This window comes from Acidobacteriota bacterium (genome assembly GCA_033549365.1).
In the GTDB taxonomy this organism is placed as follows: Bacteria; Acidobacteriota; Aminicenantia; order Aminicenantales; family Saccharicenantaceae; genus JAWSUF01.
Genome location: JAWSUF010000004.1, coordinates 25,789 through 49,371, shown reverse-complemented (window position 1 = coordinate 49,371; position 23,583 = coordinate 25,789). Strand labels below are relative to the sequence as shown.

Sequence of the window (23,583 nt, the reverse complement as noted above, 5' to 3'; positions counted from 1 at the left end):
TTTTTTTATGTCATCGCAATGTGGATCTTGACTCCGCGGAGAGAGGCTAGAATGTCCTCGGCGGCTTCATGGAGAGGCGTCTCGGTGGGAGCCTTCAGCACGATCTGGACGCGGTGCATGCCCCGGACCTTGGCCGCGGCGGCCATGGCGGGGCCGTAGATTTCCATGGTGTCACATCGCCCCTGAAGGCGAGCCGCGGCGGTCCGGGATTGCCCGGCCAGAGTCCTCAGGTTTTCGGCCTGAAGAGTGATTTCCATCAGGCGTGAAAACGGCGGATCGCCGAGTCTCCGCCGGATCGCAATCTCCGTTTCAAAAAAGCTTTCATAGGTTCCTTCGACCGCTTCCCGAACCGCCGGATGCCCGGGAAGGGATGTCTGGACAACGAACTCGGCCCCCTTCCCGTCAAGAACGAATCCCGCGGCCTTCCGGATAAACCGATAGGCCTTCCATGAGGCCCTGAAATCGGGAGCATAGAGAAGAGACTCGGGATGTAGAACGGCGACGAGGGAGGCCCGGGGAAGAGGCTCATTTCGGGTCAGGAGGGCGGTTCCAACCAGGATGGGTTTTTTTTCCGAGGCGAAGGCTTCGAGAATCCGTCCGGCGGCGGCCCGGCCGCGCACGGTCTCGGCATCGAACGCGGCAGTTCCCGCACCTGGAAAAGTCCTTTCCAGTTCCTCGACGACGGCCTGGAGTCCAGCCGCCTTGCCCTGGATGAGTTTGCCTCCGCAAACCGAACAGGTTCCATCGAAGGGATAATCCCGGCGGCAGGTCCGGCAGATGAGGCGGCCGTCCTTTTTCGAATAAAACAGCGGAATGTCGCACCGGCTGCAAAGCGGACGTTTTCCGCAGGACGCACAGACCAGAAAGGAGGCGTATCCCCTCTGGGTGGCACAGACGACGATGCGCTCCGATCGCTTCAGTCGTTCGGAAATTTTTTCGACAAGGCGGGAATCCAGAAGACGTCCGCGGGGACGGGTTTCGATGAGCGAAGCACGAAACGGTTTCGAATCTTCTTTGAGGGCAATCAGAGTCCCCTCTTCCCGGGCACTGTGATAGGTTTCCACCGACGGCGTCGACGAGCCGTAAACCGCAACGGCGCCGGCCGTCCGGCAACGAATCCGGACCCCGGCACGGGCCTCATAAGCCGGGCTTTCCGCCTGGACATAGGCCTCATCCTCCTCGTCGTCCATAACGGCCAGGCGCAGGTTTTCAAGCGGCGCGAAAAGTGCGGAGCGGGCCCCGATGACGGCCGATGCAGTACCCGACCGGATTCTCTTCCAATGATCTTCGCGCTGTCTTTCGGTCAGACGGCCGTGGAACACGGCTGTCCGGCCGGCCGGAAGGACGGGTTCGAGACTCTCCGCCATTCTCTCGATCCGGGCGACTTCCGGAACGAGGACAAGCAGCGTTCCGCCGCTTCTCAAAGCCGCGCCGGCCAGATCCCGATAGACCGATTCCCTGGACTCCCGGCTTCCAAAGAGACAGAAGGAGGCAAAGGCCCGCCGTCCCACCGCACGGATGACGGAAGATGCAGGATGGTCCGTGCGAACCTCGGAAAAGCCGAGTTCCATCTGAAGAGAGGAGCTTTCGACGGCCGGCCGCCGCCGGCGCACGGGCCGGGGCCGGTCGACCTCAAAGGCGACAAGGCCCCGTTTCTCCATTCGCGACAGAAGGTCGGCGATGTTTCGGAATTCGAGTTTCCGGCCCAGGTGTGCCGGCGCATGAGAACCGGAGGCCAGAAGAACGGCGGCTTGGTAAGGACGGCCCCGGAGTTTTCCATCTTCAAGAAGCCTGAGGCCTTCCGGCGTCAGAACGACACGGCGGTGGGGCCGGTCCGGCAAGGCGGCAAAAACCAGCTCGCCACGGGGCGAATGAAAATGCCGGCTCAGCAGGCGCGTGAACTCCAGGAACTCCCGGGACAGAGGCGGATCATCGTCCCGGATTTCCAGGATGTCCTTGAGTTCGGGAATTCCCGCGGGGATGTCCGTCGTCAACCCGACCAGACACCCCGTCAGAATTCGACGGCCGAAAGGCGCCCGAACCCGTTTTCCGGCCCCGGCCTGAGTTTCCAGGTGCTCCGGAATCCGGTACAGGAACGAACGGCGCAGCGGCAGGGGAAACACGACCTCCGCCGCCGGTTTCATTTTTTCCCCAGAAGAGCCATCACCTTTTGCATATCCTCCCAGACCATGCGCTTGAGTTCCCGGTTCCTCTCATTGCGAACAAGGTAGGCGGGATGGAAGGTCGGCATGACGGGAATGCCGCGGTATTCGCCGAACCGCCCCCGGAGGGCCGTCATGCCCAGGCGGCTGGGAATGAAAAAATCGGTCGGTGTTTTTCCGAGCGTGACGATGACCCGGGGGCGGATCACGTCGATCTGGCGGAGGAGATAAGGCGAGCAGGCTTCGATTTCCTCCCTGTGCGGAACACGGTTTTCAGGCGGCCGGCATTTGACCACGTTCGCGATATAGACGTCTTCGCGCCGGAAGCTCATGGCCACGATGATCTTCGTCAGCAACTGTCCGGCCCGGCCGACGAACGGACGTCCCTGAAGGTCTTCGTCTCGTCCCGGCCCCTCACCGATGAACATGAGTTCGGCCGACCAGTTGCCCTCTCCCGGAACGGCGTTCGTTCTCAGCCGGGAAAGCGGACAGAGACCGCAGCCGAGAACAGCCTGTTCGAGGGCCTTGATATCCTCCGGGGAAGGCGGCCGGCGCGGCTCGGGTTGAGAAGCCGTATTCCCAACCGATGACGGTTCGGGCGCTTGGACCGCCCGGCGGGTGGCGGACCGCATCGTCTTTTTTCGGCCGGGGTCGATCATGAACTGGGCTCCGATGTCATCAAAAAACCGGGCCCTTTCCTTGAGGGCCTCGGCCAGGCGATCCATTTTATTTTTCAAGGATGTCCTCGACGGCATCGAGAATGACACGGCTGATATCGCGTTTGCTCATGCGTCCGGTTTCCCGGATTTCTCCCGAAGGCCACATCATCCGGACGGAGTTTTCGTCCGCTCCGAAACCGATTCCCTCGGCGCCGACATCATTGGCGACAATGAGATCGAGGGCCTTGACTTTCATCTTGCGGACCGCTCGGGCCTCGATATCATCCGTCTCGGCCGCAAATCCAACCAGAACGGCTCGGCCTTTCCGTCGGCCCAATTCCTGAAGGATATCCGGGGTCGGTCGAACGGCCAGGCTGGACGAAAGCGATTTCTTGCCCGCCTTCTGAGACCGAATCTCCTCGAAAGCGAAATCGGCCGGAGCGGCCGCCATGATCACGACATCCGTCCGGGGAAAGGCTTCGTCGACGGCGTTTTTCATGTCTTCCGTGTTTTCGACCCTCAGGACCTCGGCGCCGGCGGGGGGAACAAGATGCGTCGGCCCCGAAACAAGAATAACGCAGGCACCCCGGTCTAACGCTTCTTCGGCCAGGGCATAGCCCATTTTTCCGGTCGAGGGATTGGAGACGAAGCGCACGGGATCCAGAAATTCCCGCGTCGGTCCGGCCGTGATCAGAACGGTTTTTCCCCTCAAGCTTTCCGTACGGCCCATGAGACGCAACCCTTCGCGGACGATTTTATCCGGTTCGGCCAGCCGGCCCCAACCCTCGGTCCCGCAGGCCAAACTCCCCTTCTCCGGCTCGATGAAAGCCACGCCGCGGGCGGCCAGGGTTTTGAGGTTGGCTTGGGTCGCCGGATGGAGATACATGGCCTCGTTCATGGCCGGGGCCACCAGGACGGGACAGCGGACGGCCAGGAAAAAGGTCGACAGGAAATCGTCGGCCAGTCCGGAGGCGAATTTGGCGATCACATTGGCCGTCGCCGGCGCGACGACGAGGAGGGAGATTTCGCGAGCCAGGGAAATATGTCCGATCGAACGGGTCACGCCGGGATCAAACGTCTCCACCACGGCATCCTGACCGCTGAGGGCGCTGAAAAGAAGAGGCGAGACGAGGCGGGTTGCGTTCGGCGTCATGACCACGCGCACGGCGCAGCCTTCCTTTTGCAAACCCCTCAGGACTTCGCAGGCCTTGTAGATGCCGATCGAGGATGACACGCCCAAGGCGACCGTTTTCATGATTTCCTCCCGCGGGGCGATGCGGTCCGGGATCCGCCCGTTTTCGCGGAAAACCCGCGAAGGATGCGGCGGGCCGCATCTTCCCGGACGGCGAGACGGCAGCGCGCCGCAAGGACGACGGATTCGAGTTCACGGGCCGCCCTTTCGATCTCGTCGTTGACGATCAGATAATCGAACTCGGCGAAAGCCGCGATTTCCTCGCCCGCTTTCCGGAGACGCCGGACCACGGCGGCCTCGTCGTCTTGCCCTCTCTGTCGCAGCCTGCGGGCCAGTTCGGCGCGCGAGGGGGGGAGAATAAAAACCAGAACGGCTTCGGGCACGGCTTGACGGATTTGGCGGGCGCCCTGAACATCGATATCGAGAAGAACATCGCTCTTTCCCGATCCGGCGGCCAGCTCTTTTAGGGACGTGCCGTAGAAATGGCCGTGTACTTCGGCCCACTCCGCAAACCGGCCGTCCCGACGCATCCGCTCGAACCGTTTCGGCGCGATGAAGTGATAATCGCGCCCGTCGATTTCCGACGGACGCGGAGACCGGGTTGTATGGGAAACGGAGAAGCGGAGGCCCGGGACACCCCCGAGAGCCCGGCTGATCAGGGTTGTCTTGCCGGCGCCCGACGGTCCGGTCACGACAAAAACCATGGCTCTCCCCTCCTAAACAAGGTTTTGGATTTGCTGGCGGATGCCTTCGATCCGGGCCTTCATATCGAGGCTGTCCTTGATGACGTCGATATCCTGGGCTTTGGCGTTCAAGGTGTTGGCCTCCCGGGATAATTCCTGGGTCAGGAAATCGAGTTTTTTTCCGGCCGGTTCGGAATTTCGATCCCCGAGAATCGTGCGGATCTCGCAGAGATGGCTCTTCAGGCGGGCCAGCTCTTCGGATGAATCCGCGCGTTGGACGAGAAACGCGGTTTCTTCGGCCAGACGTTCCGGCGTCGGGGCGGAATGATTGAGTTCCTGGAGTTTCAGCCGGATCTTTCTCTGCAAAACCACCGGCTGTTTCCGCACCCGGATTTCGATACGGCGGACCAAACGCTCAAGGACGAGGACATGACCCCGGATATCGGCAGCCAAGGCCCGTCCTTCCCGGGTCCGGCCCCGGACGACGTCATCCAGGGTTTTTCTGAATGCCCCCTCAATGAATGATTTCTCCCGGGTATCCAGGTCCTTGCGTGTCAATTCGAAGAGTTGGGGAATCCGCAGAACCTGATCCAAAGACAATGAGAGGGGGACTCCGATCTTTCTCGAGGCACGCTCAAAGGACGACAGGATTCGGGCCAGAAGCGCTTCGTGAATCCGGAATTCCCAGGCCTGAGGATCCCGGGAGTCGATGTCGACGGCGACGTCCATCCGGCCGCGGTGCAGGACCGCCTGGGCGACCTCCCGCAGACGATTTTCCAATTCTCCCAGCGGGGCGCCTTTGTATTGCCAGTCGAAAAATCTGTGATTCAGGGTTTTGATCACAATTTTCAGGCTCAAGGGTCCCCGCGTGAATTTCTTTTCCGCAAAACCCGTCATGCTTCGGATCACGAATGATCCTCCACGTCTCTCAGCAATTGAAGTTCATAGAGTTTTCGATAAAGGCCGTCTTGGGAACTGAGTTCCTCATGAGATCCGGTTTCGACGATTCGTCCGCTTTCGATGACCAGGATGCGGTCGGCACTGCGGACGGTGGACAGCCGATGAGCGATGATCAAGGTGGTGCGGCCTTGTCTCAAGTGGGCAAGCGCCTCCTGGATGAGATGTTCGGACTGGGCGTCCAGTGACGACGTCGCTTCGTCAAGAAGAAGGATGGGGGGATCCTTGAGAAGGGCCCGGGCGATGGACAATCGCTGGCGCTGTCCGGCCGAGAGAAGTCCGCCCTTTTCACCGACAACCGTGTCGTACTGCCGTGGCAGCTCGATGATGAACTCATGCGCCCGGGCGGCGTGGGCCGCGGCCAGGATGCGGTCTTCGGGAATGCCGTCCAGGCCGTAGGCGATATTGTTTTTGACGGTGTCGTTGAACAGAATGACATCCTGGCCGACCAGACCGATCCTGAGGCGGAGAGAAAACAGGGTCACATTCCGGATATCCATGCCGTCCACGAGAATTCTTCCCTGCGTGGGATCGTAAAGCCGGGAGAGAAGACTGATGATCGTCGTTTTTCCCGCTCCGCTCAGCCCGACGAGAGCCACGGTCTCGGCCGGTTTGATCTCAAAATTGAGGTCGGTCAGCACGGGGTGTCCGGTTTGATAAGCGAAAGACACGTTTTCGAACCGGACATGCCCCTGAATGCAGGTCAGCGGAACCGCACCCGGACGATCGCCGATCTCCGGAACGGCCTCCAAAACCTCGCGGATGCGGCCGTGGGAAGCCACGGCCTGCTGGATGATATTGTTGGCCTTGCTCAACCGTTTGATCGGCATGTACATCATGAACACGGCCATGACGAACGCACCGAAATCCCCGGGGCTGATGTGTCCTTCGGCCACCCGGCGCGATCCGACATAAAGAATGAAGGCGCCGACGGCGCCGCCGATGAATTCCATAAACGGCGAAGACAAACTCCCGACGAAAGCCATCCGGACGCTCATCCGGAAATGATCGGCCGTCGCCCGGATGAAGCGTTTGATTTCAAAGCCCTCCGTGGAAAAGGCTTTGACTACGCGGTGTCCGGTGAGGGTCTCATGGAGTTGACTGTAAATGGCGGACATGCGGATCTGGGTGGCCAGACCTTTTTTCTTGAGCTGCCGGCTGAAGACGGCCAGCGGAACGGCCGCCAGCGGTGCAACGACCAGAGACACCAGGGCCAGGCGAAAGTCCCGGATGAAAATGCCGACGAGAAGGGCGGTCAGGATGAACGCTTCCTCCATGAGATCCCCGACGGCTCCGGACAGGGCTTCCCGGACTTTTTCGACATCGTCGGTCATCCGTGACATCATGTCGCCGGTCGATCGGCTGTCGAAGTAGCCTGCCGACTGGTGGATTAGTGAGGTATAGGCGTCGTTCCTCATGGTTTGAACGACGCGAAGGCCGACGTTTTTCATGAAATACGCCGACAGAAACGTGAACAATCCCTTGCCGAAGATCACCACGAGAACGAGAAGCGGGAGAACCCGGATCAAATCGTCCTCCGTCACCCGGAGCAACGCGAAAACCGAATCGATCAGCCGCGGTTTCTCGGGCACGGCGGAAGCCGGCGTGCGCAGGAACATCCGATCCAGGACCGGCTGGACGAGATCGACGAAAAGATAGGTGAACAGGGCAACGAAGATCGAGGAACCGAAGGATAAAAAGAGAAACTTCTTCTGCTGGAAAGCCAGCTTCAGAAGCCGGAAGAGATCGCGCATGGGCCGACTCGGGATATGCCGTTCTTCGCCGTCAGAGCGATTTGCGGCGCTCGGCGATCATGACATACATCCGGTCCTTGAGGGCCAGTTTGGTTTTCTTGATCTCCTTCTCCGCAAGCCTCTCCGTTTCGGTCAGGAAGCCTTTCGCCTTGAACTGCTCCAGCTCCTTCTCGCATGCCTGATGGTCTTCAAAAGCCTTCCGGAAAGCATCGCTCTCATTCAGAAGGAGCTCCTTGATGTCATGTTCTTCCATTCGATAAGAACCTCCCGGGAAAGGATAGCACATCCGCCGATCAATGAACAGCCCGCGCACAGCCCCGGAGCCGAGGCTGTGCGTCCCCAAAATCCCGGAGCTGAGGTTGACTTGATAAAGGGAAAATGACTATAATTCCCGCTCGAACGATGGCGAGGTAGCTCAGTCGGTAGAGCGAGAGACTGAAAATCTCTGCGTCGGCGGTTCGATTCCGTCCCTCGCCATTTCCGAACTCCCCCCAAAGCCGAAACTCACATCTTTCGGTTCCGCGCCGTCAACTCAAAGCCCGGCGGAAAAATCCGTGTGTTCAGAACCGGTATCCGATAGAGACGTTCGGCACCCAGATCCTCATGGTGTACTCGCCGGGCGTGGCCGATGCATATTCGGGGTCCAGGAGCCATTTCAAGACATCAATCTTGCGGTCCTTGCCCTTTAAATATTCGAGGCCGAAATCCAATTGAATCTCACCGAGCCGGTAGCCGAAACCCAGGGTGATCACGTTGAAATCATAGCCCGGAATCAGGAAGTTCATGGTCGTATCCGGCGTCGGCGTCGGGTCGAAATAATATCCTCCGCGAACGGCAAAGTCCGGACTCCATTGATACTCCAGGCCGAAACGATACTGGGTGGTATTCTGCCAGGCCATCTTCATGACATCCTTTCCGCCGGCGGCCAGCAGGGACGCCCATAAGGGATCCTTGTATGTCGTGGCGATCTCATCGATCACCGACCACTTTGAAAACTGGACATCTCCGGTCAACAGCAGTTTTGGAACAGGACGAAAGGCGGCTCCGGCCGCAATCCACAGAGGAAAGGTAATATCCCGTTCGGCCTCCGATGTTGTAGAAAAACCGAGCAGTCCCAGGTGGGAGATCATGGCTTCTCCGGTGAATCTCACCTTCGAGGCCGTCCGCAGGGTCAGACCGAAGCTCAGTGTTTCGGCCGGCTTGAACAAAAAACCCAGCGTCGCGCCGTACCCCCAGCCGCTCATGCTTTCATCGTACTGCCCGAGGTCGAAAAGATAGGGGGGCACGGGGATCTCCGCCTGACCGGCGTGCATGGCCGCATTGAAGATCCCGGAGTTGATGTTGACGGCTGCTCCCACGGAGATTTTTTCACTGATCCGGTAGGAGACGAGAGGCGATATCGAGACGACTCCGATTTGACTCGACCATTCGTAGGTCCGTCCCAGGGTCAGGATGGAAAAATCTCCGCCGTTCCATTTCGAACCCAGGCCGGACGGCGTGTAGACTCCAAGACCGACGACAAGACCGTCGCTTACGGGATGATAATAAGCCGCCAGACCGCCCAGATAGTGGGCGCTGCGGGACTTGGCATCGACGAGCGTCACATCTCCAATGAGAGTCGGCAAAACATACTGATAGGTGGCTTTCGGGTAAAGATCGACGCCATAGAACCCGAACACCCGGGATTCAAAGAACGCGGCGCCGGCGGGATTCCAGAACACGGCGCTGAAGTCGTCGGCCAACCCGACAAAGGCTCCGCCCATGGTCAGGGCCCGCGAGCCGAGGCTGTTGAGATTGAGGCCGTTCCCAGCGGCCGGAAGGCAGAGAGCCGCCGAAAGACAGGCCGCCAGCAAGTATTTCTTGATTGGATTCATGACTATTCTCCTCTCCGATCACTTTCTCCGGAGACTTTCTTATTATCCCCTTCTTTGCGGGAAAACACAAAACCGCCGGCCGCATCCCGGTCGATTTCGATCGTGTCCCCTTCCCGATAATCTCCGGCCAGGATCTTCGAGGCCAGGGGATTCTGAATCTCGCGCTGAATCGCCCGTTTGAGCGGCCGGGCGCCATAAACAGGATCGTAGCCCTTTTCGAGAATCAGGGCGGCGGCCTCCACACTGACGGAAATCCCGATTTTTCGTTCCGCCAGTCGTTTTCTCAGTTCTTCGAGCTGCAGGTCGACGATCTGCAACAAAACGTCGCGAGTGAGCGGCCGAAAGATGATGACCTCGTCGATCCGGTTCAGAAATTCGGGCTTGAAATGCTCTTCGAGAATATTCCGGACCTCTTTTTCCATGGCCTCGTAGTCGCCGCTCAATTCCTTGATGACGGGGCTGCCGAGATTCGAAGTCATGATGATCAGCGTGTTCTTGAAATCCACCGTCCGGCCCTTGCCGTCCGTGAGCCGCCCGTCGTCCAGAATCTGAAGGAGAACGTTAAACACGTCGGCATGGGCTTTTTCGATCTCATCGAGAAGAACAAGTGAATAGGGGCGCCGCTTGACGGCCTCGGTCAGCTGACCGCCTTCCTCGTGGCCCACGTATCCCGGGGGCGCGCCGATCAGCCGGGACACGGTGTGCTTCTCCATATATTCCGACATATCGAGACGGACCATGGCTTTGGGATCGTTGAAGAGGAATTCGGCCAGGGCCCGGGCCAGTTCGGTTTTCCCGACGCCGGTCGGCCCGAGAAAGATGAAAGACCCCGTCGGGCGCGAGGCATCCTGGATTCCGGCCCGCGACCTCCGCACGGTGTCGGAAACCGCCCGAAGAGCCTGGTCCTGACCGATCACACGGCGGGACAGAACCTCCTCCATTCGGATCAGCCTTTCCACATCCCCCTCCAGCATTTTGGCCACCGGAATGCCCGTCCACTTGGAGACGACCTGGGCGATGTCCTCCTCGTCGACTTCCTCCTTGATCATCTGTCCGGTTTTCTGAAGAGCCGCGAGCTCTTCGGATCGGGCCTCGATTTCCCGGGCCGTTTCGGTCAACCGCCCATAGCGGATTTCCGCCACCTTTTCAAGCTCCCCGCGCCTTTCGGCGTTCTGCTCTTCGATCTTGAGAGCATCGCGCCGTTCCTTGAGCTTCTGAATGGCCTCGATGATATCCTTTTCCCGGCTCCATCTTGTCTTCAGGGCACCGCTTTTTTCCTTGAGATCGGCCAATTCGGCTTCCAGCTTTTCCAGCCTGTCCCTGGAGCTGCGGTCCTTTTCTTTCTTGAGGGCCTGTTTTTCGATCTCGAGCTGCATGATCCGTCTTTCGAGTTCGTCGATTTCCTCGGGCAGGCTGTCGATCTGGACGCGGATGCGCGCGGCGGCTTCGTCGACCAAATCGATGGCCTTATCGGGCAGGTATCGGCTGGTGATATAACGATCGGACAGGGCGGCCGCAGCGACAAGGGCGGAGTCCTTGATCTTGACGCCGTGGTGGACCTCATATTTTTCCTTGAGCCCCCGAAGGATGGAGACCGTTTCCTCAACCTGGGGCTGGCCGACATAGACCTGCTGGAATCGGCGCTCCAGAGCCGCATCCTTCTCGATGTATTTTTTGTATTCGTTGAGCGTGGTGGCGCCGACACACCGGATCTCCCCCCGGGCCAGGGCGGGTTTCAGCATGTTCGAGGCGTCCACGGCTCCTTCCGCGGCGCCGGCTCCGATGATGGTGTGGAGCTCGTCGATGAAGAGAACGACGGCTCCCGCGGCTTCCCGGATCTCCTTGAGAACGGCCTTCAGCCTGTCTTCGAATTCCCCCCGGTATTTGGTTCCGGCCACAAGAGACCCGATGTCGAGAGCCAGGAGTTTCTTGTCCTTGAGCGAGTGGGGAACGTCTCCGTTGGCGATGCGCTGGGCCAGGCCCTCGACGATGGCTGTCTTGCCCACCCCGGCCTCGCCGATTAAAACCGGGTTATTTTTCGTTCTTCGCGACAGGACCTGAATGACCCTCCGGATTTCCTCCTCCCGACCGATGACGGGATCGAGTTTGCCCTGCCGGGCCAGGGCGGTCAGATCGCGGGCGTATTTCTCCAGAACCTGGTATTTGCCCTCGGGTTGCGGATCGGAAACGCGCTGGGTGCCCCGAACCGATGCCAGGGCTTTCATGAACGCCTCTTCCGAGACCCCGCTTTCCAGAAGCAACCGGCCGGCATCGGATCCCTTGTCCTTGAGCAGGGCGAGAAAGATGTGCTCCGTCGAGATGTAATCGTCCTTGAGCGCATCGGCTTCTTTGCGGGACGCATCCAGGACGCGTCGCAGGGAAAGCGAAAACTGGATGTCCCCTCCCGCCGCTTTGGGCATGTTCAGGAGAGCCTTGTCCAGACGTTCCGATATCCGGGCGGGATCGACGCCGGTCCCGGCCAGCACGGCCTTGACGATGTTCTCTTCCTGCCGCAAAAAACTCCAGAGCAGGTGTTCCGGACGGACTTCGGGATGGCCGAGTTCCTCGGCCCGTTTTCGGGCCATTTCCAGGGCTTCCTGAGACATGACGGTGAGTTTATCCCAGATCATGACCTTCTCCTCGATATCGGAATCTATTCCTGTCGCTTCTTTTTTTATTAAATCCGGCCGCAGGGTTCCTGTCAAGGCGTGACGGGTCGATTCATTTGATATTGGCACTTGACAATTCGAAAAAAATTGATATTTTCTCCATTGGAGACCACAATGGAAGAAATGGAAATTTCCAGTTGGCTCACGCTCGATGCCATCAGGAAAGCCGCGAAAACCATCGAGACGGTCGGCAACCTTCAGGGCGGCCATTCGATGTCGGTTTTCTGCATCATCGAGGACGATTTTCTCGAACTCTGTTACAGCGACTCCACGGCGAACACCCTCCGGCGCTATGAAGACCGGGACGAGTTCACCGATGCCCTCGAAGAACGCAAGGAAGAGGTCGGCGACGCTCCTTACGAAGAGGACCCGGATCTCCAGGATGATTTCGACGACGATGACAAGGAACCCGAAGAGGACCTTGACGTCGAAGAAACCGACGACGACTTTTAACCTGAACTAAATGTTCTTTTTGATATCGTTGAGGATGTTCAAAGCCTCGATCGGGGTCAGGGATTCGAGATCCCAGGCCTGAAGCTTTCGTTTCAATTCACGGAACCGGGCGGCGTCCCGATCTTCCTGAAACAGCAGCATCTGGTTTTGATTCGGCCGCGGCTCGGACCGATAGGCGATCCGGGGCTTTCCCGCCGCGTCCAGTTCCTTCTTTTCGAGGTTGAAGAGAATTTCCCGGGCCCGGGCGATGACTTCGACCGGAATCCCCGCCAGCCGGGCGACATGGATCCCATAACTTTGATCGGACGGCCCCGAAACGATTTTTCTGAGAAAGACGACTTCGTCCTTCCATTCCCGAACGGAAACATGGCGGTTCCGGATTCTTTTCAGAGTCAGCGCGAGTTCGGTCAATTCGTGATAATGCGTGGCGAACAGGGTTTTGGCCCTTAAGTTCTCGTTCTCGTGAATGTATTCGGCCACGGCCCAGGCGATGCTCAGACCGTCGAAGGTGCTTGTGCCCCGGCCCACTTCGTCAAGGAGGATCAGGCTTCGCGACGTGGCGCCGCGCAGAATGGCCGCCGTTTCGATCATTTCCACCATGAACGTGGACTGTCCGGAACTCAGAAAATCCATGGCCCCGATCCGAGTGAAAATTCGGTCGACCCATCCGATTTCGGCTTTGCGGGCTGGAACGAACGATCCCATTTGGGCCAGGATGCAGATCAGGGCCGTCTGCCGCAGATAGGTCGATTTTCCCCCCATATTCGGCCCGGTGATGATCAGGATCTGTTCCTGGGCGGTGCTGAGGTGGGTGTCGTTGGGAATGAAGGCTTCTTCCTGAAAGGCCTCGATGACGGGATGCCGTCCGTCCTCGATGACGATGGCATCGCCGTCGTTGACCTCGGGCCGGTTGAAATTGCGGCGGGCCGCCGTCTCCGCCAGAGCCTGCAGAACATCCAGGGCGGCCAAGTCACGGGCGATTCTCTGAAGCCTGGGAACTTCCCCGGCCACACGCCGCCTCACATCGAGAAAAAGACGATGCTCGAGTTCCCGGATGCGCTCTTCGGCGTGGAGAACCTTGTCTTCGTAGGATTTCAGTTCCGGCGTCAGGAAGCGTTCGGCGTTCACCAGGGTTTGCCGGCGGACATAGTCGGAAGGCACAAGATGCAGATTGGACTGGGTGACCTCGATGAAATAACCGAAGACCTTGTTGTATCGGACTTTGAGAGACGAAATTCCGGTTCTCTCCCTTTCCCGTTTTTCCATTTCAGCGATGAAGGTCTTCCCGGACCGGCTGACCGTTCGGAGATCATCGAGTTCGGCATGATGCCCTTCGCGGATGATTCCGCCTTCCGTGAGGAGAACGGACGGCTCATCCAGGACGGCCTGATCGATGCAAGCGGCCACATCTCCGGCATCGTCCCATCGGGACAGAATGTCCCGAAAAAGTCCGGCGGAAAACGCTTCGAGTTTTAGGCGGATACCGGGCATCGGCACAAGCGATTTTTTCAGGGCGACCAAGTCCCTGGGATGGGCGACGTCCAGCGAGATTTTTCCCGCCAGACGTTCCATGTCGAGAACGCCCTTTAAAAGCTTGCGGATTTCCTGCCGATCGATGGTCAAACGCAGGGCTTCCCCGACGGCATCCAATCGGGCGTTGATGTCCCGGACATCGCGGAGAGGCTCAAGAAGCCATGATCGGAGAAGCCGCGCTCCGGCCGGCGTGACCGTCTCGTCGATCAGATGAAACAGCGATCCCCCGGGCCGGCCGTCCCGCAGATTGCGGACGAGTTCCAGGTTGCGCACGCTCACGGCGTCCAGAACGAGGCGGGTTTCCGGACGGTGGAAAACAAGCTCGCGGATCAGGGCCGCAGAATCTTTTCTCACTTTTTTGACATAGTGAAGAAGCGCGCCCGCAGCGGACAGCGCCTGCGGCCGGTCGGCGACGCCGAAAGGCGCCAAAGACACCGTTTGGAAATGCTCGCGGAGAAGCCGGCCGGCGACGGCCGGATCGAAGGCCCATTCTTCAATCGGGCTGACGGATACGGAATCGAGACCGCTCAAAACAAGAGCCCGGCGCACGGCCGTGTCCCCGCCCTCGGGACAGACGATTTCGCGGGGCTCGAGACGAAACAGCCCGTCGGCCAGAGTTTTGGTTTCGGCGGCGCTTCCGTCGGAAACCTCCAGGCGGCCTGAAGAGATGTCCACGGCGGCCATGCCCCAGGACTCTTCCCCGACAACGACGGAGGCGATGTAGATATTTTTTTTATCTTCCTCCGATTCGATCTCGACGGCGGTCCCCGGAGTCAAAACCTTGACCACCTCGCGGCGAACCACACCCTTCGCCGATCGGGGATCCTCGACCTGCTCGCAGACCGCGACCTTATAACCGCGCTGGAGAAGTTTGCGGAGATAGCCCTGGGCGGAATGATACGGAACCCCGCACATCGGAACCTTTTGCCGGGACGTCAGGGCGATATCCAGGACGGGCGCCGCGGTTTGGGCGTCCTCGTAAAACATCTCGTAGAAATCCCCCAGACGGAAAAACAGCAGAGCATCGCCGTGGGCCCGCTTGATGCGGAAATACTGCTCCATCATCGGAGTCAGGGCTTGATCTTTGGCCATGGCCGGTGTCCCAATATATCGCAGAGGAGGCTTCGGTTTCAAGGCGAGGGCCCGCCTCCGGACATTTTATCGTTTGACACCTCCGGAACGGCTGTTGTATATCAACAGGGATGAATATCGCCAACACCCTGACCCTGTTCCGCATTCTGGCCATCCCCGTTCTGGTCGTCATCCTGCTTTCGGATTTCCGGGGGCGGGAAATCATCGGCACTGCCGTATTTGTTCTGGCCGCCCTGACCGATTTTTTCGACGGATATCTGGCCCGGTTGAAAAACCAGACGACCGTCATCGGACAGCTTCTCGATCCGACGGCGGACAAGCTGCTGATCGCATCCTCGCTCATCTGTCTCGTCGATCGGGGCGTCCTGCCGGCCTGGATAGCCATTGTCATCATCGGCCGGGAGATCGCCGTGACCGGATTCCGATCGATCGCATCATCCCTCGGCGTCTCCATCCCCGCGGAATGGCCGGGAAAGGTCAAAATGCAGCTGGAAACATGGTCGATCGCACTTCTCATTCTGGGACCGAAAATCCTGGGCGGGCTCTATATCGTGGCTGAGATCGGCATCTGGCTGGCCATGACGGCCGCCATTCTCTCGGCCGTCCATTACGGCATCCGCTTCGGCCGGATTGTCTTATCCCGGGACGTCCCGCAATAAGTCAGTCGGAAAAAAGGGATCGGGCTTTTTCGAGGCCGTCCCAATCCTCGACGGCATAAATATCCGGGGAGGCCGGCCAGGCCCGACCGATTCTTTTCCAAAGGCCCGAGAGCACTTTCCCGATCCCGGGCTCGATGCAGAATTCGACATCAAAACTCCTCAGGGTTTCCATGCCGCCGATCCAGAGAACCGGACGGCTGACCTGCCGGCGGAGGGCTTCACGGGCCTCGTCTCCCGTTCGGACAACGGAGGCATCCACATTGGCGATCACGGGGAACTGGAGGTCGGAAAACCCGGTCGCGTCCAAATCCTCTGACAGCCTGTCCTCGGCGGGTTTCATGAGACTTGTATGAAAAGGCGCCGAGACGGGAAGCGGAATTCCCCGGCAGGGGGCAAGAAGACGCAAGGCCTCGGCCACGGCCTCCTTGTGGCCGGAGATGACGGTTTGCTCCCGGCTGTTCCAATTGGCGATCTCCACAACTCCCGAGCTCACTCCGGAAAGCGTCTCTCTGAGTTTGTCCGGATCGGCGCCCAGAACGGCCGCCATGGCGCCTGTTCCCGCGAGAACGGCTTCCTGCATGTAACAACCCCGTTTATGGACCAGGCGGACGGCATCCTCGAAGCGAAGCGCCCCGGCGGCGGTGAGGGCGGAATATTCGCCGAGACTGTGTCCTGCGGCCACGGCCGGAACCCGGTCCAGAAGAGTATAGGCAATGACGCTGACCACCAGAAGGGCCGGCTGGGTGTTGCGCGTCAACCGCAGGTCTTCTTCAGGGCCTTCAAAACAGAGCCGGGACAGCGGGAATTCCAAGGCGTCATCGGCCTTCCGGAACAACTCGCGGGCGATCTCCGAACGCTCGAAGAAGGCTTGTCCCATGCCGACAGCCTGGGAGCCCTGTCCCGGAAACAGACAGGCGAATTTTTTCATGGCGCTTTCTCCTGGAATTCGTTGTCAAGACAATCCGGCAGAATACGGATTTCCGCCTGGCTGCGGATATGGGCGATCCACTCCTCGATCATCACGGCCTTCTTGGTCGTCTTGATTTCAGCCTCGATGTCATCCAGCACCTGAAGAAACGGCTCGGGATCGCGGCCGGCCTCCCTCATGGCCGGGAGATAGACATTCTGATAGTGGGCTTCAATTTCCCTCAGGGACACCGTGACGCCTTGTTCGAAACGGGCGGCCAAGACTCTGCGGAAAAGAAGTGTCTCTCCCAGATAGGCCGCAAGGTCATCCCTGTCGAAGTCAAACTCCCGGAGTGACGCGACGAACTCTTCCGAACCGAGGCGGGAGATAATCCCACTCACGGCAGCCGCCAATTCACTTTCATCCGGAACCGCGGGTTCCCGGACAAGATCCAGGACGACTTTCTGGTCGATCAGTTTTTCAAGAATCAGACGCCGGCGAACGCCCGGACGGTCCCGAATCTCCTCGTCAAAGATGCCGAATGTCTCGGCAACACGGACATCCACCAAGGTGATGGATCGGTTGTTGACGACGGCCGCAAGGCAATCCAAAACTTGCGGCGCGGCGGAAAGCCCGCCGGCCAAGAGGATGAGGGCGACCAGTTTTTTCATGAACTTTCAATCCTCAAAATGAGGAGGATAGAAATGATAGCCGTCTTTTCCAGAATAGTCCAGACCGCTGCGCAGCCGGAATGGTGAGATCGGCACGCCCGTATGGGAAAAAGCGCCATAAAAAAAGAAGAAAAACTTGGCGCTTTTTCCGCACAGTCTCGGCTAGAAGACGTTGCCGATGGTGATGAAGGCAATCGGCCTCCCCCTCCTCTCCGATTCGTCCAGGTTCCAACCCAGATCGAAACGGATCGGACCAAGAGGCGTCCGGTATCGAAGACCCACCCCGACGGCGCTTTTGAAACCCAGAAGATCGAAATCCGATCTTTTGGAAAAGACATTGCCGATATCAAGGAAAACCGCCCCGCCCAGGTCCGGCAGGGAGGCCAGCATGGGAAACTTCAATTCGAAATTGAGGAGAAAAACGGCTTTGCCTCCGACCGGCATCCCGGATTCCGGATCCTTGGGACCGAGACCGTCGAAGGTCTCGCCGCGAAACGAGTTGCTGCCGCCGCCGAAAAATCTTTCCGGAATGGGCATTCGCCCGCGGCCCAGTCCGAGACGCGTCGTAAAACTGAAATTGAGCTGTGTCCAGACCGGCCGGTATATCTGAAATTTCAGGAAAGTCTTGATGTAGTCGGATTCGGCTCTGAAAAGCGGATAGGCCCACTCGCCCACAACGCTGAAAAACGTGCCCTTTTCGGGGTTGAAGGAATCGTCCCGGCGGTCCCAAATCATGGTTGAGGAAAGAAGCGTCGTCGAATAGGGAAAAAGCCTGCGATCGACCTCGGATTCTTCGATTTCCAGGAAAGTGAGGCGCGTCCGGGACCAGCTCAAGGTGGTCATAAACAGGCGGCCCTGCCCCAAAGGTTTGATGGTGTTCAGGGAGGCTCCGCGACGGTCGAAGCCGAAGCTGCGGCGGTCTTCGGTCTCCAGCCAGGCATTCATATAGGTCCGCATGGCCATCCGAAAAAAGTAGGGTTGATCCCAGGAGACGACGGCCCGCTTTTCGATCAAACTGAACTGCGTGACAAGACTGACCTGGGCGGCCATGCCGAAGACATTGCTGCGGATGTATTCCGCCGTTCCCCTCGGCCGGACGGCGTTTTCCCAAATGGCGAGCGACCGGGGTTCCCCCCGGGTTTCCAATCCGATGCCCAGGCCCGCATAGCTGCGTTCCGCCTCGCGCACCGTGATGACCAGGTTGACCACGCCCGCCGAAACAGGGATTTCATCGATCCGGACATCGGCAAAAATCCCCAGGCTTTCCAGACGCCGTCTCGATTCCTGAATCCGGCCGGCGGAGGCCGGCTCGTCTTCCAGGACACGAAGTTCCCTCCGGATGACGCCCGGTTTCGTGATTCGGTTTCCCGTGATGATCACGGCGCCGATTTTGACGTCCCGTCCTTCGTTGACGGTCAACACCAGATTGGCGACGTTGTCGTCCAAGGGCAAGGTTTCCGCCGCAACCCGGGTGTCGCGGATCCCCCGGTCCAGATAAAAGGCCTCGATTTTTTCGATATCCCTCTGGATGTTGGGAGGGAAATACGGACCGCCCTCGACACTCACCATTTCGGCCTTCAGGAGGTCCGGGGACACGGCATGCACTCCCCGGAAATCGATGCGGCCCACCGTCTTGCGATGTCCTTCCTCGATCGCAATGTTGGCCCGGATCCGCCCTCGAGTTTCCTGGAAATGGATTTCGATGCGCGGTTCGGGAAAACCCTGGGATTGCAGAAAAATCTCAATGTCTCTCGGCAATTCGAAGAGACGCCGTCCGTCGATCGCCTGAAAAAAAAGGATCCGGTCGCCGAGTTCAAGTTCCTGTTTGAGCCTTGCGGGAGGGAAAGCCGTCAGGCCGGTAAACTCCACGTCCTCGATGCGATACTTTTTCCCCGGCTCGACCTGATAAAGAACGCGGATCTCGTTGTCCTGCCTGTCCAGGGTTCCGGTCAGGGTCGCGAAAACATATCCCCTCTCGCGGAGATAATCCAGGATACGGGCTTCACCTTCGGCCAATCCCCAATCCTCGAATATTCTCTCCTCCCAAATGGGAGCCAGAAGGGACGTCGGGACATCGGCGCCCTTGATCTGAATGGAGATTCTTTCCCAGGGATCGATTCTCAACTCCAGGAATACGGTTCCGTCCGATGGATCGAATTCTTTGCGCACGACTTCCACCGAAACTCTTCGATAACCTTTGGCATCATAGAAGGCTTCGAGACGGCGGATGTCCTCTTCCAGGCGCTTCGGGATGAATTCCCGTCCGGGGCGGGTGGCCATTTTCCCGATCAAATCTTCGGCGGCGACGCCTTCAGGAAAAAGAAACGCCACATCCGCCACCTCGTATCTCCGCCAGGATAGAATTCGGAAAACGACATCCACGGCGGGATCTCCGGGGGAATGCGCGACGTCAACCTCGATGTCCGGATCAAAGAATCCGTCCCGGATGAGCACGGCTTCGATTTCAGCAAGGGCCCGGGCGAGTTTTTCCTCTTCGAAATAGGCCCCCTGGCGGAGCGCGGTCACTTCGCGGCGAAGCACGCGGTCCCGGATTTCCTTGTCGGCGACATAGCGAATGGACCGGGTCAACCGCTTGCGGTTCAAACGGAAGATGACCGCGGACCCGTCCTCTCCCCCCCGTTCGACCCGGATATCGGAAAACATTCCGGTGCGGAAAATCTGGCGGACCGTGACATGGATATCCTTCAGCGAGAACGGATCCCCTTCCTTCAGCGGAACCAGAGACGTTGTTTGGGGATCGGCCGGCGCACCGTCGACGTGCACTTCGACACGACTGATTATTTCCGCCCTTTCCGCGGCCGGGAGCGCCGCCGCAGCCGCAAGACAGAAAACGACGGACGCCGCCGCCGGACCGAAGCGAAAACGCCGGCCGCCTTCAGAACCTTTTCCGAACCTTGACATCAAAACTGATCCGGCCCCATTCGTTTCGAATTCCGACAATCGAGAAATCGTTGCCGATTTCCCATTCCATCCTCACGATTTCCTCCCGCTGGGTGTTCAGGTTTGTCGAATACAAAATGAACAGGCTGCGGGAAACCTGCTTTCCCACCGTGAGCCGTGCGGTCATCTCCGCCGAAGTCCCCATGATGAAAGGGTCGATGCGGAATCTGTCCAGGCTGAACAGGCTTTCGGCCCGCTTCTTGGCTTCCTCGGTCAGCTGGAAGGACAGAAGAGAGGTCGTTCCCAACTGGGAGCTGACGTCATACTGATAGGTTCTCTTGAACGCCTCGCCCATGGCCAGAAGAGCCAGAACATCCTCGGGCGGAAGCGGAGGCGAGGAGGTGAACTCCGGCCTCAAATTGGACACCAGTCCCGAGACGGCCATGGTGACACGGTAATCCTTGACATAGGATTCGGCGCGGAATTCCAGGAACGGCTCAATGGCGGCGGGATTGAAAAAATTGAGCCGGCCCTGGAGGAGCTTGAACTTCCTGTCCTGAAAAAAGATTTCACCGCCGAGGGTTTCGATTTCACCGAGGACCAGGGGATCGAGAATATTTCCGGAAACCGTCAGATCAAATCGTCCATGGACCCGGCCCAGGGCGTTTTCCATCCAGGCATTGCCGTCGGAGCGGAAGCGCAGATTCAGGTTGAGGTCGTCAAAGAAACCGGCTTCCCTCTTGACCGAGGGATACGGAGCCGAAGAAAAGGCGATCCTTTCCAAAGCCTCTCTCCGCCAGGAGAGCTTCTTCACCGTGAACCCTCCCTCAAGGACGAATCTCCGGTCATCCTTGAGAAGCCGGACCGTTCCGTCCGCCAGGGCCCGGGTTCTTTCCAGGGGAGACAAGAGCATGTCGCCGCCGTCGGCCGTCAGGTCGATTCTTTCGATTCCGCCGGAACCGATGGCGATGTTGCCCGAAGCCCGCACTTCCCCTCCCCCGAGATAACCCTGAAACGACCGGACCGAAATGTTCCCTTTCTGCACGAAGACCAATCCCGTGTAATCCGTCACCGCATGGGCGAATCCCGGAAAAGGGATCAAGGCGCCTTTGAAATCCACAACGCCGTCCACAACCGGTGCGGCGCGCAACCCGTGGACTTCAAAAATATGGTTCAGGCGCCCCTTGGCCCCGGGCCAGGGAAGAAGAAGATCGAGGTTTTCATAATGGCCCCGGATATCGGCTTGAATCGTCGATTCGTCCAGGGGAATCCGTATCGTGGATCGAATCGCGTTTGAACCCGGCAGAAATCCTCCGTCAATTTCGATGAGCAGCCCATTTTCGATGATGTCCAGGATCACCGATCCTTCCGCCTGAGCGGGCTGGAGGGGTTCGACGTGAAGATCGGAAATATCGAATCGCCCGGTCAGGCCTTCCCGCCCGAATCGGCCGACTCCCTGCAAACGGATTTGTCCCCTCCCGTGAAGGTCTGAGGAAAACCCCGAAAGATCGACGCTTTCCGCTCGGAGATCCACATCATAGGACAGGTCGTCCAGACCGACCGCGGCATGGCCGCGGACGGGACCCTCATGAAGCGTCAGGTTGATGGAAGGGAAAGCCAGGCGTCCGTCTTTCCATTGAAGACCCGAAGACACATCCCGAATCTCCTGTCCCAGAACAGACAAACTTCGGGAGGAAAAAACGCCCGACACCTGTTCCTCATCGCCCTGTTGCATATAGAAAAACCTCCCGGCCGCACGCCCTTCGACCGGGGCATCGATGGCCAGCGACGGCAGGATGACCTCGGCCCGGCCTTCGTCCAAACGGATATCGGTCTCCAGGCGATCACCGCGAACCGTCAGGGCCAGGAGGCCCTTCATATCCGGATCATCCATCCGGAATGACCCGTCAAGATGATCGCCGGCGATGACGACCCGGCCCGAAACCGAAGCGGCATTGAAGAGATCGAACCCGGCGGGAGACAGGTCAAACGTCATTTGGATCCGCGGATTCTTGTAATCTCCAAGGATTTCGACGTCCGCCGTTCCCCGGCCTCGAATCTCCGGGATCGGAAAACTCTGATCAAGCAGGAGAGAGACAAATTGCCGGGTTTGAGCCACATCCGCCACCTCACCGCGGATCTCGATGTCCAGGGTTTCATCAATGCGGACTCGGGCCTCGGCTTCAACACGGGCAAAGCTTGAAATCAGATCGCGGGAATCGGCTTCCAGGTTGTTGGTGTCGAAATCATAGCGGAACCGCACCCGGCCCATGAAAGGATAGCCGTTTCCGTCGGGACCGGTCGAGGTATCACGAAACTCCGCGGAAACATCGAGAACGCGGTTTTGCAGCAGGAATGTCCCCCAAGCCGGAGAACGGACCGGCCAAGGCACTCGGGCGTAATTCATGATCGTGTTGAGGGGAACACTGCGGGCCGATCCGCGCACCCCTTCGTCTGAAAATTCCAGGGAAACGAATCCCGGAGGATCGCCGGTCTTCCGGGTGCGGAGCTCGACTTTCGCTCCGTCCGTCGAGTCCCAATCCACACGCCCGTCGACATCTCCCATGGCGACATCATTCAGAACAAGATTGTTGCTGCGGACGGCTGTTGTGAAACGGACTCGCCCTTCGGCCCGTTCGATCCGGCCTTCTCCCCGAGCCCGCCCTTCCCACTCAAACGGCATGTCGAGGAGTTCGGCCAGGAGGATGGTATCGGCGTTGAAGAACGTACTCAATTCAATCCGGGGGTCACCCGGGTTCGTGACGCGGCCGTCGGCCTTGAATATGAATCCATTGGTTTCCGCGAGAATCCGATGGACGAGAATTTCCTGTCCCTTTCCCGAAACGGCGAGAAGAATGCGTCCTTCCAGGGTTTCCACCGCGGAGGACGGATGAAAGGTGTTCGTCGAAGCATCGACTTTCAAGGAGAAGGCGTCCTCTTTTTGGGTGAACAGCAGCTGGATGTTCCGCGATTGGAGATAGCCGCTTTCGGACCAGATGAAGGCCTCGCCGTTCCGAATGAGACCTTTTTCAATATCGAAGGGCAGCGGCAGGAGAGACAGGGAACGTCCCGGCCCGTCGGATGGCCGGGCGGGCCATGTCAACCGCAAAACGGGATTATCAACAACAATGCGCAGCGGTTTGTCGCGCCGGAAGAGGGACAGGGAAGACATGCTGACCACGATTTTCCGGATGGAATAAAAAGGCGCCGTGGACAGGGATCGGACGTCCTCGACGATGATCGACGGGGGCAGAACCGTCATGCGCAGCGTATCATAGTGAAAGACGGTCTGAAGCTGCACACGCACCCGGTTGAGAAAGATGCCTTTCCCAACCAGAAGCGCGCCGTAGAGGAAGAGCGCAACGGCGGCGATGACGATCCAGCGTTTACGTTTTTTCCAGAATGTCATGTCTTGCG

General features: G+C 58.9%; 16 protein-coding genes and 1 tRNA gene. 3 read left to right on the top strand and 14 right to left on the bottom strand.

Going from position 1 to position 23,583, the window contains the following annotated elements; genetic code table 11:
- Positions 1–5: 5 nt before the first annotated feature.
- The 7 genes from priA to SCM96_07555 are packed head-to-tail and all read right to left on the bottom strand — an operon-like array spanning position 6 to position 7,660.
- Complete coding sequence (gene priA / locus SCM96_07585; protein MDW7760483.1) at positions 6–2,144, bottom strand: primosomal protein N'; 2,139 nt, start codon at positions 2,142–2,144, stop codon at positions 6–8.
- Positions 2,141–2,899: a uracil-DNA glycosylase gene (locus tag SCM96_07580; GenBank protein ID MDW7760482.1), complete on the bottom strand. Its 759-nt coding sequence runs from the start codon at positions 2,897–2,899 to the stop codon at positions 2,141–2,143. The genes priA and SCM96_07580 overlap by 4 nt, the downstream gene beginning before the upstream one ends.
- Positions 2,889–4,076, bottom strand: a complete 1,188-nt coding sequence (gene coaBC / locus SCM96_07575) for a bifunctional phosphopantothenoylcysteine decarboxylase/phosphopantothenate--cysteine ligase CoaBC (GenBank protein MDW7760481.1) — start codon at positions 4,074–4,076, stop codon at positions 2,889–2,891. Before coaBC ends, SCM96_07580 begins: the two co-directional genes overlap by 11 nt.
- Positions 4,073–4,717: a guanylate kinase gene (gene gmk, locus SCM96_07570; GenBank protein MDW7760480.1), complete on the bottom strand. Its 645-nt coding sequence runs from the start codon at positions 4,715–4,717 to the stop codon at positions 4,073–4,075. The genes coaBC and gmk overlap by 4 nt, the downstream gene beginning before the upstream one ends.
- 12 nt (positions 4,718–4,729) lie before the next feature.
- A complete protein-coding gene (locus SCM96_07565) occupies positions 4,730–5,605 on the bottom strand; it encodes a YicC/YloC family endoribonuclease (GenBank protein MDW7760479.1) in 876 nt (291 codons plus the stop codon).
- Positions 5,602–7,407 (bottom strand): ABC transporter ATP-binding protein, encoded by a 1,806-nt coding sequence (locus SCM96_07560; GenBank protein ID MDW7760478.1) that lies wholly within the window; start codon positions 7,405–7,407, stop codon positions 5,602–5,604. The genes SCM96_07565 and SCM96_07560 overlap by 4 nt, the downstream gene beginning before the upstream one ends.
- Positions 7,408–7,438: 31 nt before the next feature.
- Positions 7,439–7,660, bottom strand: a complete 222-nt coding sequence (locus SCM96_07555) for a hypothetical protein (protein ID MDW7760477.1) — start codon at positions 7,658–7,660, stop codon at positions 7,439–7,441.
- 151 nt (positions 7,661–7,811) lie between these two features.
- Between SCM96_07555 and SCM96_07550 the strand changes: the two genes are divergently transcribed.
- Positions 7,812–7,884: transfer RNA gene (locus SCM96_07550), tRNA-Phe, on the top strand.
- An 83-nt stretch (positions 7,885–7,967) separates the two neighbouring features.
- Here SCM96_07550 and SCM96_07545 read toward each other — a convergent pair.
- Together SCM96_07545 and clpB are read right to left on the bottom strand one after the other, a co-directional pair.
- Positions 7,968–9,281 carry an outer membrane protein transport protein gene (locus SCM96_07545; protein MDW7760476.1) on the bottom strand — a complete coding sequence of 438 codons (1,314 nt, stop codon included), beginning with the start codon at positions 9,279–9,281 and terminating at the stop codon, positions 7,968–7,970.
- 2 nt (positions 9,282–9,283) lie between these two features.
- Positions 9,284–11,911, bottom strand: a complete 2,628-nt coding sequence (clpB, locus tag SCM96_07540) for an ATP-dependent chaperone ClpB (protein ID MDW7760475.1) — start codon at positions 11,909–11,911, stop codon at positions 9,284–9,286.
- Positions 11,912–12,064: 153 nt separating this feature from the next.
- Here clpB and SCM96_07535 point away from each other — a divergent pair, with 153 nt between their 5' ends.
- Entirely contained in the window at positions 12,065–12,403 is a 339-nt protein-coding gene (locus SCM96_07535; protein ID MDW7760474.1) for a hypothetical protein, read from the top strand.
- A 6-nt stretch (positions 12,404–12,409) separates the two neighbouring features.
- On the opposite strand, the gene mutS is transcribed toward SCM96_07535, so the two are convergent.
- Positions 12,410–15,028: a DNA mismatch repair protein MutS gene (gene mutS, locus SCM96_07530; protein ID MDW7760473.1), complete on the bottom strand. Its 2,619-nt coding sequence runs from the start codon at positions 15,026–15,028 to the stop codon at positions 12,410–12,412.
- A 110-nt stretch (positions 15,029–15,138) separates the two neighbouring features.
- On the opposite strand from mutS, the gene pgsA reads away from it, so the two are divergent.
- Positions 15,139–15,687: a CDP-diacylglycerol--glycerol-3-phosphate 3-phosphatidyltransferase gene (gene pgsA / locus SCM96_07525; GenBank protein MDW7760472.1), complete on the top strand. Its 549-nt coding sequence runs from the start codon at positions 15,139–15,141 to the stop codon at positions 15,685–15,687.
- Position 15,688: 1 nt separating this feature from the next.
- Here pgsA and fabD read toward each other — a convergent pair whose 3' ends face one another.
- The 4 genes from fabD to SCM96_07505 all read right to left on the bottom strand — a co-directional run bounded on the left by fabD (position 15,689) and on the right by SCM96_07505 (position 23,575).
- Entirely contained in the window at positions 15,689–16,615 is a 927-nt protein-coding gene (gene fabD / locus SCM96_07520; protein ID MDW7760471.1) for an ACP S-malonyltransferase, read from the bottom strand.
- Positions 16,612–17,265 (bottom strand): hypothetical protein, encoded by a 654-nt coding sequence (locus SCM96_07515; protein MDW7760470.1) that lies wholly within the window; start codon positions 17,263–17,265, stop codon positions 16,612–16,614. The genes fabD and SCM96_07515 overlap by 4 nt, the downstream gene beginning before the upstream one ends.
- A gap of 162 nt (positions 17,266–17,427) precedes the next feature.
- Positions 17,428–20,187: a POTRA domain-containing protein gene (locus SCM96_07510; GenBank protein ID MDW7760469.1), complete on the bottom strand. Its 2,760-nt coding sequence runs from the start codon at positions 20,185–20,187 to the stop codon at positions 17,428–17,430.
- Positions 20,162–23,575, bottom strand: a complete 3,414-nt coding sequence (locus SCM96_07505) for a translocation/assembly module TamB domain-containing protein (GenBank protein MDW7760468.1) — start codon at positions 23,573–23,575, stop codon at positions 20,162–20,164. The genes SCM96_07510 and SCM96_07505 overlap by 26 nt, the downstream gene beginning before the upstream one ends.
- Positions 23,576–23,583 lie beyond the last annotated feature (8 nt).

Coding starts and splice junctions, on each gene's coding strand:
- gmk (MDW7760480.1), bottom strand. CDS start 4,717: ATGGTTTTTGTCGTGACCGGACCGTCGGGCGCCGGCAAGACAACCCTG.
- priA (MDW7760483.1), bottom strand. CDS start 2,144: ATGAAACCGGCGGCGGAGGTCGTGTTTCCCCTGCCGCTGCGCCGTTCG.
- SCM96_07510 (MDW7760469.1), bottom strand. CDS start 20,187: ATGTCAAGGTTCGGAAAAGGTTCTGAAGGCGGCCGGCGTTTTCGCTTC.
- clpB (MDW7760475.1), bottom strand. CDS start 11,911: ATGATCTGGGATAAACTCACCGTCATGTCTCAGGAAGCCCTGGAAATG.
- mutS (MDW7760473.1), bottom strand. CDS start 15,028: ATGGCCAAAGATCAAGCCCTGACTCCGATGATGGAGCAGTATTTCCGC.
- SCM96_07560 (MDW7760478.1), bottom strand. CDS start 7,407: ATGCGCGATCTCTTCCGGCTTCTGAAGCTGGCTTTCCAGCAGAAGAAG.
- coaBC (MDW7760481.1), bottom strand. CDS start 4,076: ATGAAAACGGTCGCCTTGGGCGTGTCATCCTCGATCGGCATCTACAAG.
- SCM96_07555 (MDW7760477.1), bottom strand. CDS start 7,660: ATGGAAGAACATGACATCAAGGAGCTCCTTCTGAATGAGAGCGATGCT.
- SCM96_07535 (MDW7760474.1), top strand. CDS start 12,065: ATGGAAGAAATGGAAATTTCCAGTTGGCTCACGCTCGATGCCATCAGG.
- pgsA (MDW7760472.1), top strand. CDS start 15,139: ATGAATATCGCCAACACCCTGACCCTGTTCCGCATTCTGGCCATCCCC.
- SCM96_07545 (MDW7760476.1), bottom strand. CDS start 9,281: ATGAATCCAATCAAGAAATACTTGCTGGCGGCCTGTCTTTCGGCGGCT.
- SCM96_07505 (MDW7760468.1), bottom strand. CDS start 23,575: ATGACATTCTGGAAAAAACGTAAACGCTGGATCGTCATCGCCGCCGTT.
- fabD (MDW7760471.1), bottom strand. CDS start 16,615: ATGAAAAAATTCGCCTGTCTGTTTCCGGGACAGGGCTCCCAGGCTGTC.
- SCM96_07515 (MDW7760470.1), bottom strand. CDS start 17,265: ATGAAAAAACTGGTCGCCCTCATCCTCTTGGCCGGCGGGCTTTCCGCC.